The sequence below is a fragment of the Sutcliffiella horikoshii genome, assembly GCF_044809035.1.
GTDB classification, from domain to species: Bacteria; Bacillota; Bacilli; order Bacillales; family Bacillaceae_I; genus Sutcliffiella_A; species Sutcliffiella_A horikoshii_G.
Map to the genome: position 1 here is coordinate 3,452,518 of NZ_CP085237.1, position 16,825 is coordinate 3,469,342.

A 16,825-nucleotide genomic window follows, 5' to 3' on the forward strand; every position below is an offset into this window, starting at 1 on the left:
AACACTTTTCACTGCCCTCGCAGCGACGAAATTAAATATACCACCCCCACAACTATATTGCAATACTTTTCTTGAATATTTTTCAATTAATTTTTCTGCATATTAGAATATAATTTACTTTCTTCTATATAGTAGAATGGAAACTGGTAAAACACTTGTCGTTTTGATAATGGTTATGTATGATGAAGGAAGACAATTGAATTCTTTTTCCACGAGGGGAGCCTTTAATGGCTGAGAGTGAACTAAATGTTCTGACCCTTTGAACCTGTTAGTTAGTACTATCGTAGGGATGTGGCGGATTTATTACTTATTTCATCTAAGCAATAAAGGAGCCTCCTTTATTGCTTTTTTTATTTTAGGGGGGATTTACATGAAGAAGAACAACACATTATTTCTAGTTGAAGTTGCAATTTTTGGAGCACTAGGTTACTTACTTGATCTATTGGCGGGAGTCTTATCTTTAAAGATTTGGGCACAAGGTGGGTCCATCACTATCTCTATGGTCCCGGTATTTATTATGGCTTTTCGTTGGGGATTAAAAGGAGGTATTTTATCAGGTTTTATTCTAGGTTTACTCCAGATTGTTACTGGCCAGTTATTCGGAATAGATCCAGTACAAATATTTCTAGATTATATTGTAGCTTTTTCTGCATTAGGGTTTGCTGGTGTAGTAGCAAATCAAGTTGCAGCATCTGCTAGGGAAGATAATATGAAAAAGCTAGTATTATATGTAGCTATTGGCTCTTTTATAGCCTGCCTTTTAAGATTCTTGGCTCATTATGCTGCAGGAGTAATCTACTTCGGCTATCTAGCGCCGGAAGGACAAGCGGTATGGTTATATTCTTTACTATATAACGGGTCATTTATGCTACCTAGCTTCTTAATTGCAACAATTGTGACGGTACTATTGATTAAAACGGTCCCTCGAATATTCACTTTTAATAATAGCATCGCATAAGCTGGCCTTCCTGGTCAGCTTTTTTATACGAAAAATAATAGAATGTTCTAGTATAATCCCTCATACAATCTAGTAATAAGTGAAACAGGGGGATACGACATGGATCAAGTAAAATACGCAGCATATATTGTAGCATTAATCACTTCAATCGGCTTAATACTGTTTGCATACTTTGAAGGATTGCGTATATGTGAGGAAGAAGGAAAGGTACGGGGAGAGGGGTTTATAGCAAGCTTTTCACTTGGCATTTTTTTTGCAATGATGGCTACTAGACTCCAATGAATCTTACATATATTAGATAAAGCCGACTATTTGTCGGCTTTTCGTTTGCATTCACTATAAATTCACTTGCTTATTTTTCCGATTATCCTTTAAGAAATATCCTACACTTAGCATTACGAGCAATCCTCCAATAAATTGAGTCCATGTCACCATTTCATTTAATATGAGATAGGCGAGGATAGCCGCCCCTATCGGTTCAAATAGAATACTCATCGATATGACATTGGTGCTGATATATTTTACAGCCCAATTGAAGAATGAATGCCCCAATAATGTTGGAATGATTGCAAGCAAAATGAACCATAGCCAATCTGTAGTAGGGTATCCGGTTAGTGGTTCTCCTGTGACTAGGACATAAAAAAACAAGGTAACGCAGCTGAAACCATATACAATAAAGGTATAGGTAATTAGTGAAAGTCTTTTTCTGACGTCCTGCCCGAATAATAAATAAGCCGTGACAAGAGCACAGGCCACCAAGGCCAATATATCTCCAAATAGAGCCATACCACTAATTCGGAAATCACCCCAGCTGATGATTATACTCCCCACTATTGCTATCAATCCACTAATCATTGCTTTTACACTTAGCCTTTCTTTGAAAAACAAATAAGTACCAATAAACGCAAACAAAGGCTGAAGTGTTACGAGAACAGTGGAACTTGCTACACTGGTATAGTTTAATGATTCAAACCATAGAATAAAATGAAACGCCAAAAATACACCTGCCAACACCGAGAAGAGCCAATCTCTCTTCGTAATATCCCTCAATTCCCCAACATATTTATATAAGAATATGGGTAGTAGTATTATCACAGAGAAAAATAACCGGTAGAAGGCAATCACTTCCGCTGGGGCCTCCGCTAGCTTTACAAAAATGGCGGATGTGGAAACAGTTATTACTCCCACAAACAGGGCCACATATGGATTAAACCACTTATTCATTTGCTTTCACCCAAACTGTCATTATTTTTAAATAATCTTTCTAATTTTACAGAATATTGTTATAATTTTCTAACAAATATTTTATTATAGAATATCATACCTTAATTTTTTACAGGAGGGGCCTTATGGAGTTGTTTTTAGAATATTTTTTGGAATTTGTCGATGAATACGATTTTATTATTAAACTTATTTTTGCTTCAATTGCCGGAATAATTATAGGATTGGAACGAGAATTAAAAGGCAAACCTCTTGGACTAAAAACCTGCGTTATCGTATCAGTGATGGCCTGTTTATTAACAATTGTTTCCTATGAATCTGCTTTTCTTTACTCTAAAGAATATTCAAGACCAATGGATCCTGGACGAATCCCTTCCTATGTAATCAGCGGAATAGGTTTCTTAGGCGCAGGGGTAATTCTTAGAAGAAGCAATGAAGCGATATCCGGTCTGACAACTGCTGCCCTAGTTTTGGCTTCTGCTGCTCTTGGGATTACAATTGGAGCAGGATTTTTTATGGAAGGTGCATTTGGTGTCATCTTCATCATTTTAGGTGTGAAGATAATCCCCTCCCTCTTTGATAAGATTGGACCGAAGAAATTGAAGGAAAAAGAAATAAAGGTGAAAATCTTTATTGAGAAAGATATTGACTTGACCATGGTGATGAAGGAGATTCATCATAAAAACTTGTCCATTAAGCGAGTGAAAGTAAAAGAGGAAAAGGATGATATTGTCCTTAATTGCATCATCACAACAAAGAAAAGCGTTTATACTACAGATGTATACTATGATCTAAAATCACTAACAGGTGTCATTCAAGCTGAAGTGGAAAACTTGGACTGAAACTTTTTAAAAAAACGTTTGCAAAAGTTAGATTTTTTGATAAAATAAATTCATTCTCACCGGGGCGGTAGTTCAGTGGGAGAATACTTCGCTGGCAGCGAAGGGGTCGTGGGTTCGAATCCCATCCGCTCCATACTTAAAGGTTGTTAAAAAGATTAATTCTATCTTTTTAACAACCTTTTTTATTTGTATATAAACATCTTCATGGAAAGAAGGATATCCGCTCCATTGAAAAGAATATCTGTAGGAGAAGCTTCTATAATAGAGGAGAAATTATGCCTAAGACTATTTATCTACTTATAACTTTTTTCATTTTAACGGGGTGCTCGACCTCCACTGTTCAAAAGGATACGTCAATAAAAGAGAGTCCGCCAATTGTAAAGTCTGTCGACATGGAATCTCCTGAAACGATTAATCTGGACATAGAGGAATGGCTCCTTCCAAAGAGAAATTCAAGAGTAAGGGCTGCCCCGATTACACATGTCATGCTGCATTTCACAAATAACGCGCTTCGAGCACCACAAGATCCGTATAATATAGAGGAAATTTATTCACTGTTCGAAGAGTACGAGGTGTCTGCTCATTATCTAATAGGCAGAGAAGGCGAGATTTATTTATTAGTACCAGAAGAGCGCGCCGCCTTTCATGCCGGAAAAGGGCATCTGCTCAATTATCAAGATTATCATTATGGACTTAACGATTATTCAATCGGGATAGAACTTTTGGCAGTTGGGATGAAAGAAGAGATGCTTTCCATTATGCCAGAAGATATATATGATTCCATTAAAACAGAAGATATCGGCTATACGGATTCACAGTACGAGGCTTTGAATCAATTATTGGAGGATATATTGAAACGAAATCCCGGAATAAAAAAAGACAGGGAACATATCATCGGTCATGATGAATATGCCCCTGTTCGAAAAAGCGATCCCGGGGAGCTTTTTGATTGGGAAAAACTTGGATTTTAAGGATGTATTGAGGGGCCATACGCCCCTTACGTGCAAACCAATATTTCTCTAGTAAAGTGTCCTTTTTGGGTTAAGCATCGGTCCTGAATACTAAAACCTGATTCTTTCACCTTTTCATCCATGGATTCGATAGTAATGACAATAACTTTATCTGCTATTCGTCGGGCTTGTTTCAAGATAGAGAATTGGTCCTCTGGGGTTGCGTGTGTATAAAGGTTATATGGAAGATCAATGATGGCAACATCATATTTTTCGGTTACTTCCGAAATAGGTCCCATTGTAACGGTTCCATTGAAGCCAAAATGAGCTATATTTTCCCTCGAACCTGTAACGACAAGCGGGTTGATATCCCTTCCTTCTATATTAATCCCCATTGACAAACCTTCGACAAGCACTGTTCCAATCCCGCAACATGGATCGATAGCTTTAATACCTTGTGGATTGGGAACCGCAATATTCATCACTGCCCTCGCCACCCTGGTGCTCAGGGCAGTGGAATATTCTCTCGGTTTTTTCGTATGCTGAAGCCAAACTGCTTCACTTTTTTCATAGTGACCGAAATACCACCTGCCACCAACCGTGGCCATTCCAAAGGTATGATCAGGTTGGTGGACGTCTGCCTCTCCTTCAATCAGCCAGCCAACGGAACGCTCAATATCCCGCCGTTCTTGATATTCAATGGTATGAGGCGGCTTTCTGTCATTGGTTTTTGAAAAGATTACTTTAAAGGTCTCATCTGCCATCTTAATCGCAGTTACCTGATCTAGAATATCTTGCAACTCGTCGCCTTCTAAGGTTACTTCGATTCGCTCCCTAATAAATGGGCTCCTGCTAGGTGAAATGTTAACGTGGCTTATCAAGATGTTTTCATCTGTTTCTTTGCCAAAGAAACAGCGCATCTCTAAATGACAAAGTTCACGTTCCTCCTTGCTGTAGCCAAATGTATATATAAATGTCGGTTTAGTTTGTTCGGTCAATCTTTTTTACTCCTCTTTTTGCTCCGACCTTTATTTTACAAGATCAATCAGCTTATTTAATTCCTGTGGATTGAATCCTTTAACAGCCTTGTCATCCACTGCTGTTACCGGGATACCCATGAATCCGAATTTCTCCACTTCCTGTTGGTATTCCCTGTTTGCTAATAAATCTCTAACCTCAAACGCTACCTGATGCTCTTTTAGGAATTCCTTTACCAGTTCACAATCCCTGCAGCCCGGGGCTGAATAGACGATTAGTTGTTTGTTCATTACAGATGCCTCCCAAGATGAAATTTGTCTCTACTTAAATAGTATCATAAAAAACACCCATTATTTCACTAATGAGTGTTTAAATGCATAGATGACCGCCTGGGTTCGATCCTGTACTTGAAGTTTTGCCAATATATTGCTTACATGCACCTTTACTGTCTTAAGAGCGATAAAAAGTTCGTCCGCAATTTCTTGATTCGTCTTTCCTTGTGTCATATGAAGGAGAATCTCCATTTCTCTGTTGGTCAGTTCCTCATGTGGTAAAACCTCTGTTTTCCTACGCATTTTCTTCATCATTTTCCCTGCTACTTCCGGCTCTAAAATGGATTGTCCTTTGTGAGTGGAGCGGACTGCATTGGCAATTTCACTTGCTTTAGAAGTTTTCAGCATATAACTGGTAGCCCCCGCTTCAAGAGCAGGATACACTTTTTCATCATCTAAAAAGCTTGTGACGATGATGATTTTGGCTTCTGGCCATTGTTCAATAATTCTTCGGGTCGCTTCAATTCCGTCCATTTCTTTCATAACCAGATCCATCAAGATAATATCCGGTTTATGTTCGAGGGCCAACTCTATTGCGAGAGATCCATCATCAGCCTCTGCCACGACTTCTATATCTGGTTGAGCGGATAAATAAGCCGTCACACCAATTCTAACCATTTCATGATCATCTACAAACAATACTCTAATCAATTTGGGTCAAGCCCCCTCTGCATCTATTTTTGGAACTTTCACTTCAAGCCTTGTACCTTCGTTTTCCACGCTCACAATTTTTAAAGTGCCACCTAATTCCACGGCACGCTCATGCATGTTTTGTAAGCCATAAGAACCTACTTTTGCCTGTTCCACATCAAAGCCAATACCATCATCGACCACACGTAATATGATAAGATTCTCTCTTTGAATTAGGAGCACCTCAAGCGCATTTGCTTTGGAATGCCGCAAAGTGTTAGATAGAGTCTCTTGCAGAATTCTAAATAGATGATCCTCCACACCTTTATCGATAGGGAAAGATTCGATTTTCCACGTAATGCTCATTGGCACTTTTTGCATAAGCTCAATTAATAATTCCTCTGCACCTTCTTGGAGCGTTTTTCCTTTTAATGCCACCGGTCGTAAATGGAGTAGCAATGCCCGCATCTCTAACTGAGACTGGTGAATCATCTCCTCCACTAAATTTAACTGCTTTGTTTCATTGGTGTTCTCATCCGTTTCTATTCTAGTTTCCGTTAATGCCGACATTAACATGGAGGCGGCGAAAAGCTGCTGGCTGACAGAGTCATGCAATTCTCTTGCCAGTCTATTCCGTTCTTGTGAGACGATTTCCTGAATCCTGTTTTCGAGATCCTCTGCCTTTTCGTTCGCGATTTTTTGAGAGATTTTTGTTTGTTCTTGTATCTGACTATGCAGTTTCCATATGACTTTTTCCATGGAAACCAGTTCCTGAACACTGCTTTTCGGAACTTCCGAAAGGTTTCTCCCTTGTTCTACAGCTTTCAGTTCCTCATAAACAGTGTTTAATTGCTTTTTCCAATACACCCCCGAAAATAAACCGAACAGGATGCCCAAGCCAAGACTGACAATAATTAAAAACAAGATGAACGGCAGGTCCATCACATTTAGGACCCATAGCGCTTGCAAACTGATAATCGGGAAAAACAAATAAACTATCGTCCCCAGAACGAGGAAGCTTATTAAGGATATACAAGTCGCCCACAAAACTTGCCTTTGCAGTGTGCTCATACTCTCTTCACCTCTATGCTTCCGACGAAAATCGAGGTGACGATTTTCACTTTATGAGTGGCTTCTCGAAAATTGCCTGTTTGATAATGAACAGTCCGGTTGAGGATGCTTTTCTCCTCATGATCTAAGATGTGGACAGATCCCACCATCCCAGAGTGAACGATACTAAGTTCCAACTCGTAAGGGACCAATATCTGAATGTTTCCTATTACATTCCGAACAAAAATGATGGCTTCTCCTTTTGGCAATACCGTATAGCTCAAATCTATCTGAGTGTCACTGATGCCGCATTGAATGTTCACATCATCCCATGTATAAGATTGTTCCGGTGTCTTTTGTCTGCCAAAAAGTTTGTTCGAAAACCATTTTTGTTCATTTCTAACCAGCTCTTCTTGTTCGGTCTGAATGGCAGGCTGTATTTCAACAGGCTGTTTCTTGGCTTGAAGGAATTTGTACAAGATATACAAAACTGTTGCCAGCAAGATAAAGTTGAATGTCATCATATTGAATACGGTAAATGTGATGGACAACAACCCAATTGCAAATAAAGCCTTTCCTATTAACCAATGCCATTTCTTCCTACCTACATACATTAGAAAGCTGGAAAACAAAAAGGAAAAAATAAGGCCCGTATTGAAAAAGAGAATTTCTAAAAGAAATATCAAGCAAGCCACAACTATAATAAAACTGAGATAATCAGATTTGACTTTATTCAACATGCGCCTTATCCCTCCTTTTTCTCTAAGTTCACAATTTTTCCGCACCCTAAAAAGGCGCCACATGCACGCCTTTTTAGAATAGCAGTTTTCTTTATGAAAGAGAATGAGTTTTCTCTTCTGTTTGCGTAATTTCTTTTTCAATTTGGGCAATGCGAGCATCTATCGTATTGCGATGATAAGAGGAATTTACTTGATGCTCCAACCGATCTAAGTAGTTTTCCATTTCATTGAATTTTGTAATGGAGTGTTCTGATTTGCTCGAATCCACTACCTGATTCATGCGATGCGTGGCACGGGCAACATTTTCCCTCCCCATCAATTCCATTCGCTTGATGTACATATCCTTTAGGCGGTGCTTCATTTCTTCATATTTATGCTCTAGGTTTGTCAAATCCTCTGAAACCTTTTCTAAAGAAAGCTTCAAGTGGTTGGCGCGTTCCTCATATTGTTGGTGCTCCCGTGTCGCAAATGCTTCCAGTTCGGTCTCACCGGCTTTTTCCGCAATAATTGCTTGAGACTTGCGTTTTTCCGCCAGACTTCCTGCCTCTTGGTACTCCCTTTGAAACTCTTCTTTGAGTAAATTTTGACGTTCTACTAGCTTGCGCACTTTCTCTACTTCTTTTTCACAATCACGCAAATATTGATTCAGCATCGCGATCGGGTTTTTCTGCTGTTTTTTATCCAATACCTCATGAAAGTCTGCAGATATTGTCTGTTTAATTCGTGAAAATAGATTTGTCATTGTACCGTTCCTCTCCTTGTATCGTTTTATTTGTTCAATGAGTTCCACTGTTTTTCAAAATTAGTGAATGGGTCGCCAGCTTCCATGATGTCATTCTCCGCTTTTTCTTTGTTCCAATTCTTATAAACAACGTATAAGATGTACGCTGCTACGACTGCTAATACCGCCGGTACATTTGCAACAGAAAATGCGATGGCTATAAAAGCGACAAAGCCCCACAAAAATTTCGTGCCAGTAGAATCTGTTTTGATGAATTCTTTAACCGAATAATAAGTGACTACCAAACTGATGGCCAACCCTAAAAGCGGACCTATGTTAGCAAGCAAAACAAAAAATGCGATGACTCCTACCAAAAACAATCCAAATTTTTTCAATTGTTGTTCCTCCCTTCTATGTCTCTATCTTACCTTCACATCAGATTTCGTATAATGAGCCTGAGCCATATTTTGAAGTAAGGCTTGGGGCTTAGTGGCGATAAGACCGATTATGTAACAAAGGGGCATAGCCAAGTTACACTATGCCCCCAGAATATTAATTTATGGCAAGACTCGCACTTGCAAACCCTGTAACTACAGATGCTAGGGCTGTATCTGAATCTGTGTAGAAAACTAATAAAAGCCTTGTTCCTGCTGGGAAGGTTTCTGAAAGTCCCGTAACGGTGCCTGTCAATACTTCTCCAATGGTTATGACTCCATCCAATTCAGGCTGCAAGGTAACGGTAACTGCCGTTTCAGTAAAGAGAGTATCTCCTGGTGGAGCACTAAATACCGATGCAATTACGGATACAGGAGTTGCAAGAGAGACCTCTGCAGTGACAGTGAAATAGGCACTGATGCCTGTGATGGTTGTATCTCTTGGAAGAGGGAATGCAAAGTTGAGAATCGCACCTCCCCCTGACACATCAATGGTATCATCATCTATGTTAACGCCTTCGAAAGAGCTTCCAAAACCAATTGTGGCGCCAGTACTTATTAAATCCCCTAATACGGTTGTCAGTACTACCGGTGTTCCAGAAGAGTACGGCAAAATGGCACTTTGACCGTCCACTCCAGCTGGTCCTTCTGGTCCGGCTGGCCCCTCTGGTCCTGCTGGTCCTTCTGCTCCGGCTGGTCCCTCTGGTCCTGCTGGTCCTTCCGCTCCGGCTGGTCCCTCTGGTCCTGCTGGTCCTTCTGCTCCGGCTGGTCCTTCCGCTCCGGCTGGTCCTTCTGGTCCTTCTGCTCCGGCTGGTCCGGCTGGTCCCTCTGGTCCTTCCGCTCCGGCTGGTCCCTCTGGTCCTGCTGGCCCTTCTGCTCCCTCTGGTCCTGCTGGTCCTTCCGCTCCGGCTGGTCCCTCTGGTCCTGCTGGTCCTTCCGCTCCTGCTGGTCCCTCTGGTCCGGCTGGTCCTTCTGCTCCGGCTGGTCCCTCTGGCCCTGCTGGTCCTTCTGCTCCGGCTGGTCCTTCTGGTCCTTCTGCTCCGGCTGGTCCCTCTGGTCCTTCCGCTCCGGCTGGTCCCTCTGGTCCTGCTGGCCCTTCTGCTCCTTCTGGTCCCTCTGGTCCGGCAGCGCCCGTTGGTCCTTGGATGCCAGCTGGCCCTTCTGGTCCTGCTGGTCCTGCCACTCCTTGAGCTCCGGCTGGTCCTGCTGGTCCAGCTACACCTTGAGGTCCAGCTGGTCCTGCTTCTCCTTGAGGTCCTTGTGGCCCAGCTACAGGTATCACTCCACCTCCACCGTTCGCGCTATCACCACTAGTACTAGTACTAGTACAAGTAACATTTATCGTCCCGGGCACATTGTGTCTTGAGCAGCTTCTTTCTGAATATAATCCCAAAGCCAAACCTCCTAATTCTTATGTTTTCCAACCCACCTCACCATTGTACTCACTTTTAGGTAATTGGTAGCTTATTCAATAAATTTCCAAAAATGTATTCTTTATATTACTTTATGGAGTTTAGGAGGTTAAGCACTTGTAAAATAATAGTTTTATTGATAGAATCTTCTGAAAGTAATACTGAAACACGCTACACCTTCTTTCTTTTTCACACTGTTTGAAAATATTGATTAGGAGGCGTTTTTGTATGCAAAAAGAAAAACTAGTTCATTTAATCCCTTACAAATTGGAAAACCAGTTATTTGAGACTCAACAGATCCCAGAAGGCGTCGAATTAATTCAAGCACCTGCCATTTGGCAATGCGGGTATAAGGGTAAAGGGATTGTCGTAGCAGTCATTGATACCGGATGCGATGTCCAGCACCCTGACCTTGAAGGAAGGATAATCGGAGGGAAAAATTTCACAGAAGACGATAATGGAGATTCTGAGAACTTCAAAGACTATAGCGGTCATGGTACACATGTTGCGGGAACCATCGCAGCAATCAACCCAGGATCAGGTGTGGTTGGCGTAGCTCCAGAAGCTCAGTTACTGATCCTTAAGGCTCTTGGAGGCAAAAATGGTTCAGGAGAGTATGAATGGATAATCAACGCCATAAATTACGCTGTTTCACAGGATGTGGATGTTATTTCTATGTCACTTGGTGGCCCGATTGACGTTCCAGAACTTCATGATTCTATTAAAGCGGCAATCAACAAAAATATTCTCGTTGTTTGCGCTGCCGGCAATGAAGGGGATGGTAATCAGTATACAGAAGAATTCTCATATCCAGCCGCTTATCCAGAAGTGATTTCTGTAGGTTCTATTAATCTTCAACGTAAATCCTCTTATTTTACTAACTCGAATAACGAAATTGACCTTGTCGCACCTGGTGAAAAAATCATTTCAACCATACCAGGAGGAAGATATGCGGTATTCAGTGGTACATCCATGTCAGCTCCCCATGTTGCTGGAGCACTCGCGTTAATTAAGAAGCTTTCAGAAAAAGAATTCGGCCGCACACTTTCCGAGCCAGAACTTTATGCGCAACTTATTAAAAGGACGATTCCGCTTGGCTATCCAAAAAGCTTGGAAGGTAATGGGCTTGTCTATTTAACGACCCCTCAACTTCTGGCTGAATACCTTAGACAATCAAATATAGCCGAAAGCATCGGTGTGTAACTAATAAATTTTATCCCCCGGTATGTAAAAATCGGGGGATTATTTTATCCATTCATCTGTCACACCTATTGCAATAATGATGGTACCAATTGCTTGTATCCAGCTTCCGAGAGCAATAATATCTTCATTATTGTTCTCTTCATAAGCAGAATAATGCGATTCATCTTGCAACTCACGAATTCCTCCTACTGCTTGTAAGGAGTTGCCTGCTGCTTGCAGAAGATTTCCAACAGACAAATATAAACGATCAGCACTTCCTAGTGCAGTTAACGCTCCCAATGCCTGTGTGAAATCACCAGTTATGATTAATTTTTCATTAGTATCTTCGGGAAAATCAATGGTAAGACCCATACTGACGGTCAGATTTCCTGTTGCTTGAATAATATTTCCCAACTTTCCATAGGTCAGTTCTTCTTGCGCGTCTGCTTCAAGTCCGTTTCCGCCCGCCTGAAGGATATTACCAACCAACTGTAAACCTGTTTTGCCACTATTATCTATTGGAACAGAAGGCGTACTTCCTATTGCAGCAACCACTGTACCTACCGCTTGTGTCCATACGCCTATTAGTTGCTTGTTATCTTTTTGCATACAATATTCCGCCCATCAAACAGTTAACTTTGATTATACATACGTCCGTAACATTTCTTCGTCACCATGTTTTAGCATATGACAGTGATCATCATAAAGTCCTGATAATTATTTATGTTTTATCCTAATAGCCTGCCTATATCTGACCATCCAAGACTGATAGTAATTATAAAAGATAGGGTTGTATAAATATACGTAAAGTGTTATTTTTATTAATATTATATTCTATCATTCGAATTTTTCAAAAGGGGACAAAACGTATGAGTACACAATCTGCCAAACAAACAACTTACTCTAAACAAACAGGAACACCAACCTATTCAGCTTCATCAATACTGAAATTCGCCATCCCTTCATTGATTGGGATTCTTCTTTTCCTTATACCTGTATCTTTCAACGGAAATGTCACCATTGGTCTTGGGATAATGGCGGACTTGGTTTTGACTACATTTAGCGGAGCAATCCCAGCTTTCATGACAGTCATTTTAGTAGCTTCGGCTGTTAGCAGTTTGCTAGTAAAGATTATTCCGGTACCTTTTATTAAAAAAGATAGTTTTTTAGATTCCTTATTAAACGTAGGGGGAATATGGCTTGCCTTGCGTGTTTTAGGAGCAGCGTTCGCAGTTATGACGTTGATGGAATTTGGCCCTAGCTTCATCACATCTGAATTCACTGGGGTTATTGTCCTATATGATCTTATTCCTGTCCTTACTGTATGGTTTCTATTTGCAAGTCTCTTCATGCCACTTCTTTTAGAATTTGGTTTAATGGATTTCATTGGTACACTGGTACGAAAAGTGATGCAGCCCCTCTTCAAGTTGCCTGGACGTTCTTCTATAGACGCCATGGCTTCTTGGATGGGTAGTGGAACTGTTGGGGTGCTATTAACCACACAGCAATATGAATCTGGCTATTATACGAAAAGGGAAGCAGCGGTGGTTGCCACAAACTTCTCCATCGCTTCCATCGCATTCAGTCTTGTCATCGCCAAATTTATCGGGATTGATCATATGTTTGTACCTTTTTATTTTACAGTAGTGGTTACTGGGATCATTGCGGCAGTCATCTGTCCAAGAATACCGCCACTCTCCCGTAAAAAGGATACGTATTACGAGCCTGTCGGACAGAAAATTGACGAGAAGGTTCCAAGCGGAGTATCTAGTTTTCAATGGGGGCTACAGCAAGCTGTAGAAAAAGCAAGTGAAGTAAAAAGTGCAAAGCAAGTAATAAAAAAAGGTATTTATAACGTAATTGATATTTGGATGGCACTTATTCCACTTGTGATGGCACTAGGCACAGTTGCACTTGTTGTAGCAGAATACACGGACGTATTCAATATTCTATCCTATCCATTCATCCCATTCCTTCAACTCTTGCAAATTCCGGAGGCACAAGCCGCTGCACCAGCTATGATTGTAGGATTTGCGGATATGTTCCTTCCAGCAGTAATCGGAAGTGGGATAGAATCTGAGCTTACTAGATTTGTTATTGCTGTCATGTCATTGACTCAGTTAATCTACATGTCTGAGATTGGGATTCTGTTGATTAAGTCTAAGATTCCGTTATCCATTCTGGAGCTGTTCATTATCTTCCTGCAACGAACCATCATTACATTGCCTGTTGCAGCACTAATGGCTCATTTGTTCTTTTTCTAATCTTAAAATTTAAAAGCTCGTCCATTCACTGCTGGAATGGACGAGCTTTTTTAATTTCGTGCCTCATGAACTTTTAATTGTTTGCCTTTGATGGTGCGATCTCTCATTTCTTTTAAAACTAAAGGTCCCTTTCCATTTAGAATATCAACATACGTCTGATTTTCTTGAATGGAAATAATCCCTATATCATCTGATGTGATGCCCTCAATCTGGCAAATAGTCCCTACAAAGTCCACCGCTCTGACTTTCTTTTTCTTACCGCCATTAAAATAGAGCTTCATAATATTACTCTCTAATTTAGCTCCTTTATCTTCTTTCATCGTTGGTCTTTGCTTCACCTTATCCCAAAAAGCATTTTCAGCCCTTGCAACAGCATCCCGATCTGGAGCTTCAACTTTTGAAAGCTTATTGCCAATAAAATCCTCAATCTCCATCAAATGATTAGATTCCCGCTCCGTCCCAAACGTGATAGCCTTCCCTGATTTCCCGGCTCTCGCTGTCCGACCGATACGATGTACATATCGCTCCTTGTCAGAAGGGATATCATAATTGATGACCAGGCTTATATCTTCAATATCAATTCCCCTTGATGCCACGTCGGTAGCAATAAGGTAACGGAATTCTCCCCTTTTAAAAGCATTCATGACAGAGAACCTGTCTTCCTGTACAAGTCCTCCATGAAGTTTACCGCATGGATATCCAGCCCGATGAAGTTTACGGTAAACTCTTTCCACTTCTTCTTGTGTAGCGCAAAATACAATACAACTATCAGGATTTTCCACTACTGTAATATCTTTAAGAAGAGAAAATTTACGCTCATCCTCCACTTCATACACAACATGCTTTATCTTCTGTGTGGTAATCCCCTCGGCTTTAATTTCAATGAAGGCAGGATCTTTCATATATTCATTGGATAATTGTGCAATATCATGAGGCAAAGTAGCAGAAAACAACATAGTTACCCGATTCTCGGGAAGCTTTTGGATGATTGCTTCCACCTGATCAATAAAGCCCATGTTTAACATCTCATCCGCTTCATCAATGACAAGAAACGCAAGCTTGTCCACTTCAAGCGTACCTTTTTCAAGATGATCCAATACGCGACCTGGTGTACCTACGACTATATGAGACTTTTGTTTAAGCTCAAGCTTTTGCTTCTGAAAAGATTGTTTTCCATATATAGCCGTCGCCTTAATCCGCTTGTAGCGACCGATATTCGTTATATCGTCCTTCACTTGGGCGGCAAGCTCCCTTGTTGGAGTAAGCACTAAAGCTTGAGGCTTATTTTCTTCCCATTGGACAAGCTCACAAAGAGGGACCGCAAAAGAAGCTGTTTTCCCGCTCCCTGTCTGTGATTTTACAATGATATCATTTTTAACTAGAGCTTGTGGAATCACTTCTTCTTGGACATTCGTTGGCTTAATATAGTTAAGGCTTGTTAAAGCTTTTACAATATCTTCGCCTAGATTAAATTGCTGAAACGTTTTATTCATTAGTTGATAACCCTTCTTTACCTTCAAATTCTACGACAATTTCTAATACTTCCGATCTGCTGCCAATTCTAAGTGGAGGGCCCCAAAAACCAAAGCCTGAGGAAACAAATACATGCAACTGGCCCTTTTTCAAATAACCCCAATCCAAATCGAACAGCCTTTTGGTAATAAGGTGATTTGGTGCCATCTGTCCTCTGTGGGTATGGCCGGATACGATAAGATCCACACCACTTTCCTGCGCTTCCTTCAGCTCTGCAGGCTGGTGATCCATAGCAATTAGAGGCAGCGATCCATCTATTTCGCTATCTCTTACCAGCTGATCAAACGACTTTCTCCTTGAATCTGTTTTATCTTTTCTACCTAGCAGATAAAAGCTGTTTCCTACTTGAATCATTTCGTCCATCAATATGCGGATATCCACCTTTTCCATTTCTTTAAGGAATGCCGGAATCTCTCTTCCGTAGTATTCATGGTTTCCTAAAACCCCATATATGCCAAGTGGAGCGTGAAGCTGTTTCATGATAGCACCCATATTCTTCTTTTGAAAATGCTCTGGCTCATCATCAATGATATCCCCAGGCAGTAGAATGATATCGGGTTTGATGCGATTCATCATTTTCACCAGCCTTTTGGCATGGGCAACGCCTGATAGTTTACCAAAATGCATATCAGAAGCTACGGCTATACGAAGTTTTTTGATATCTGCTTTTTTCGGTATCGTCACTTCATATTTTCTGATTACCGGGCTGTAGGCATTGTAAATACCTAATGCGAAGATACTGGTTAGGATGATGGTGGTAACGGTCCCAACTGCAATAACAGCAGTTTGTTCTTGAACACCAAGGATGCTAAGTACCCAGACAGCAAGATTTGCCACCGGAAACAGAAGCAATCCATACTGAATAAACCCAAACCATATTGAACCGATTATGGATAAACAGGAAAGAGCTTTTACCATTCTACCCAGGATATAGGCATACGATAAAATGGCGATTACTATCCAATATAAGGCTTCTTGTTGGAACGAAAATATCGCTTTTAACCAAACTAAGCCGTTCCATCCAAGATAAAACATTAAGATATTATATAATGAGAAAAATGCAACGATCGATAATACCCGACCAACGTTCACGAAAGCAACTACTCCTTTATTACGATAAATATATCCTACTCATTATAGCGAATAATGCTGGGGAAAGGGAAATCACACCGATTTTGTATTTTGTATTTTGTACCGTTCAAACTTTTCTATTAGACAGCTCTATCGGTTTCCCTATCGCTTCGGGCGATTAGAGCCCCTCTATTAGACAACTCTTCCCGTTTCCCTATCGCTTCGGGCGATTAAAGCCCCTCTATTAGACTACTCTATCCGTTTCCCTAACACTTTGGGCGATTAGAGCCCCTCTATTAGACAACTCTTCCCGTTTCCCTATCGCTTCGGGCGATTAAAGCCCCTCTATTAGACAGCTCTATCGGTTTCCCTAACACTTTTTGGCGATTAGAGCCCCTCTATTAGACAACTCTTCCCGTTTCCCTATCGCTTCGGGCGATTAAAGCCCCTCTATTAGACAACTCTTCCCGTTTCCCTAACACTTTGGGCGATTAGAGCCTCAAATAG

The 16,825-nt window shown here is 40.9% G+C and carries 18 protein-coding genes, 1 tRNA gene and 1 riboswitch; of the genes, 7 read left to right on the top strand and 12 right to left on the bottom strand.

Translation table 11 applies throughout. The annotated features are described in order from the left end of the window. Positions 1 to 204 precede the first annotated feature (204 nt). Positions 205 to 307: riboswitch (TPP riboswitch) on the top strand. A gap of 63 nt (positions 308 to 370) precedes the next feature. Continuing rightward, positions 371 to 958: an energy-coupled thiamine transporter ThiT gene (thiT, locus tag LG307_RS17990; RefSeq protein WP_404444823.1), complete on the top strand. Its 588-nt coding sequence runs from the start codon at positions 371 to 373 to the stop codon at positions 956 to 958. 99 nt (positions 959 to 1,057) lie between these two features. Further along, complete coding sequence (locus LG307_RS17995; RefSeq protein ID WP_404444825.1) at positions 1,058 to 1,240, top strand: hypothetical protein; 183 nt, start codon at positions 1,058 to 1,060, stop codon at positions 1,238 to 1,240. Positions 1,241 to 1,294: 54 nt separating this feature from the next. Here LG307_RS17995 and LG307_RS18000 read toward each other — a convergent pair whose 3' ends face one another. Further along, the gene (locus tag LG307_RS18000) at positions 1,295 to 2,182 is read right to left on the bottom strand and encodes a DMT family transporter (RefSeq protein ID WP_404444828.1); all 888 of its coding nucleotides are present in this window, start codon (positions 2,180 to 2,182) and stop codon (positions 1,295 to 1,297) included. 125 nt (positions 2,183 to 2,307) lie between these two features. Between LG307_RS18000 and LG307_RS18005 the strand changes: the two genes are divergently transcribed. The 3 genes from LG307_RS18005 to LG307_RS18015 all read left to right on the top strand — a co-directional run bounded on the left by LG307_RS18005 (position 2,308) and on the right by LG307_RS18015 (position 3,992). Next, positions 2,308 to 3,021, top strand: coding sequence for an MgtC/SapB family protein (locus tag LG307_RS18005; RefSeq protein WP_404444831.1), 714 nt, complete (start codon positions 2,308 to 2,310; stop codon positions 3,019 to 3,021). A gap of 61 nt (positions 3,022 to 3,082) precedes the next feature. Then, positions 3,083 to 3,154 (top strand) — tRNA-Ala (locus LG307_RS18010). Between the two features lie 142 nt (positions 3,155 to 3,296). Next, positions 3,297 to 3,992: an N-acetylmuramoyl-L-alanine amidase gene (locus LG307_RS18015; RefSeq protein ID WP_404444834.1), complete on the top strand. Its 696-nt coding sequence runs from the start codon at positions 3,297 to 3,299 to the stop codon at positions 3,990 to 3,992. A 26-nt stretch (positions 3,993 to 4,018) separates the two neighbouring features. Here the strand turns inward: LG307_RS18015 and LG307_RS18020 are convergent, their stop codons facing one another. From LG307_RS18020 to LG307_RS18055, 8 genes are all read right to left on the bottom strand, one after another. Beyond that, positions 4,019 to 4,969 carry a TRM11 family SAM-dependent methyltransferase gene (locus LG307_RS18020; RefSeq protein ID WP_404444837.1) on the bottom strand — a complete coding sequence of 317 codons (951 nt, stop codon included), beginning with the start codon at positions 4,967 to 4,969 and terminating at the stop codon, positions 4,019 to 4,021. Positions 4,970 to 4,999: 30 nt separating this feature from the next. Then, complete coding sequence (locus tag LG307_RS18025; protein WP_404444840.1) at positions 5,000 to 5,239, bottom strand: glutaredoxin family protein; 240 nt, start codon at positions 5,237 to 5,239, stop codon at positions 5,000 to 5,002. Between the two features lie 60 nt (positions 5,240 to 5,299). Next, complete coding sequence (locus LG307_RS18030) at positions 5,300 to 5,932, bottom strand: response regulator (protein WP_404444843.1); 633 nt, start codon at positions 5,930 to 5,932, stop codon at positions 5,300 to 5,302. Between the two features lie 6 nt (positions 5,933 to 5,938). Beyond that, positions 5,939 to 6,982, bottom strand: a complete 1,044-nt coding sequence (locus LG307_RS18035; RefSeq protein ID WP_404444846.1) for a histidine kinase — start codon at positions 6,980 to 6,982, stop codon at positions 5,939 to 5,941. Next, positions 6,979 to 7,701: a cell wall-active antibiotics response protein LiaF gene (gene liaF, locus LG307_RS18040; protein WP_404444848.1), complete on the bottom strand. Its 723-nt coding sequence runs from the start codon at positions 7,699 to 7,701 to the stop codon at positions 6,979 to 6,981. Before liaF ends, LG307_RS18035 begins: the two co-directional genes overlap by 4 nt. 91 nt (positions 7,702 to 7,792) lie before the next feature. Continuing rightward, the gene (locus LG307_RS18045) at positions 7,793 to 8,443 is read right to left on the bottom strand and encodes a PspA/IM30 family protein (RefSeq protein WP_404444851.1); all 651 of its coding nucleotides are present in this window, start codon (positions 8,441 to 8,443) and stop codon (positions 7,793 to 7,795) included. 26 nt (positions 8,444 to 8,469) lie between these two features. Continuing rightward, on the bottom strand, positions 8,470 to 8,817 hold the full coding sequence (locus tag LG307_RS18050; RefSeq protein ID WP_404444853.1) for a flagellar basal body rod protein: 348 nt from the start codon (positions 8,815 to 8,817) through the stop codon (positions 8,470 to 8,472). 157 nt (positions 8,818 to 8,974) lie between these two features. After that, entirely contained in the window at positions 8,975 to 10,249 is a 1,275-nt protein-coding gene (locus LG307_RS18055) for an exosporium glycoprotein BclB-related protein (protein ID WP_404444856.1), read from the bottom strand. 247 nt (positions 10,250 to 10,496) lie between these two features. On the opposite strand from LG307_RS18055, the gene LG307_RS18060 reads away from it, so the two are divergent. Beyond that, positions 10,497 to 11,471 (top strand): S8 family peptidase, encoded by a 975-nt coding sequence (locus LG307_RS18060; RefSeq protein ID WP_404444859.1) that lies wholly within the window; start codon positions 10,497 to 10,499, stop codon positions 11,469 to 11,471. Positions 11,472 to 11,510: 39 nt separating this feature from the next. Here the strand turns inward: LG307_RS18060 and LG307_RS18065 are convergent, their stop codons facing one another. After that, entirely contained in the window at positions 11,511 to 12,059 is a 549-nt protein-coding gene (locus LG307_RS18065) for a DUF6944 family repetitive protein (protein ID WP_404444861.1), read from the bottom strand. Positions 12,060 to 12,319: 260 nt separating this feature from the next. Between LG307_RS18065 and LG307_RS18070 the strand changes: the two genes are divergently transcribed. After that, on the top strand, positions 12,320 to 13,714 hold the full coding sequence (locus tag LG307_RS18070) for a YjiH family protein (RefSeq protein ID WP_404444863.1): 1,395 nt from the start codon (positions 12,320 to 12,322) through the stop codon (positions 13,712 to 13,714). Positions 13,715 to 13,764: 50 nt separating this feature from the next. Here LG307_RS18070 and LG307_RS18075 read toward each other — a convergent pair whose 3' ends face one another. Together LG307_RS18075 and LG307_RS18080 are read right to left on the bottom strand one after the other, a co-directional pair. Beyond that, on the bottom strand, positions 13,765 to 15,207 hold the full coding sequence (locus tag LG307_RS18075) for a DEAD/DEAH box helicase (protein ID WP_404444866.1): 1,443 nt from the start codon (positions 15,205 to 15,207) through the stop codon (positions 13,765 to 13,767). Then, a complete protein-coding gene (locus LG307_RS18080; protein WP_404450501.1) occupies positions 15,200 to 16,282 on the bottom strand; it encodes a metallophosphoesterase in 1,083 nt (360 codons plus the stop codon). The genes LG307_RS18075 and LG307_RS18080 overlap by 8 nt, the downstream gene beginning before the upstream one ends. Between the last annotated feature and the right edge of the window lie 543 nt (positions 16,283 to 16,825).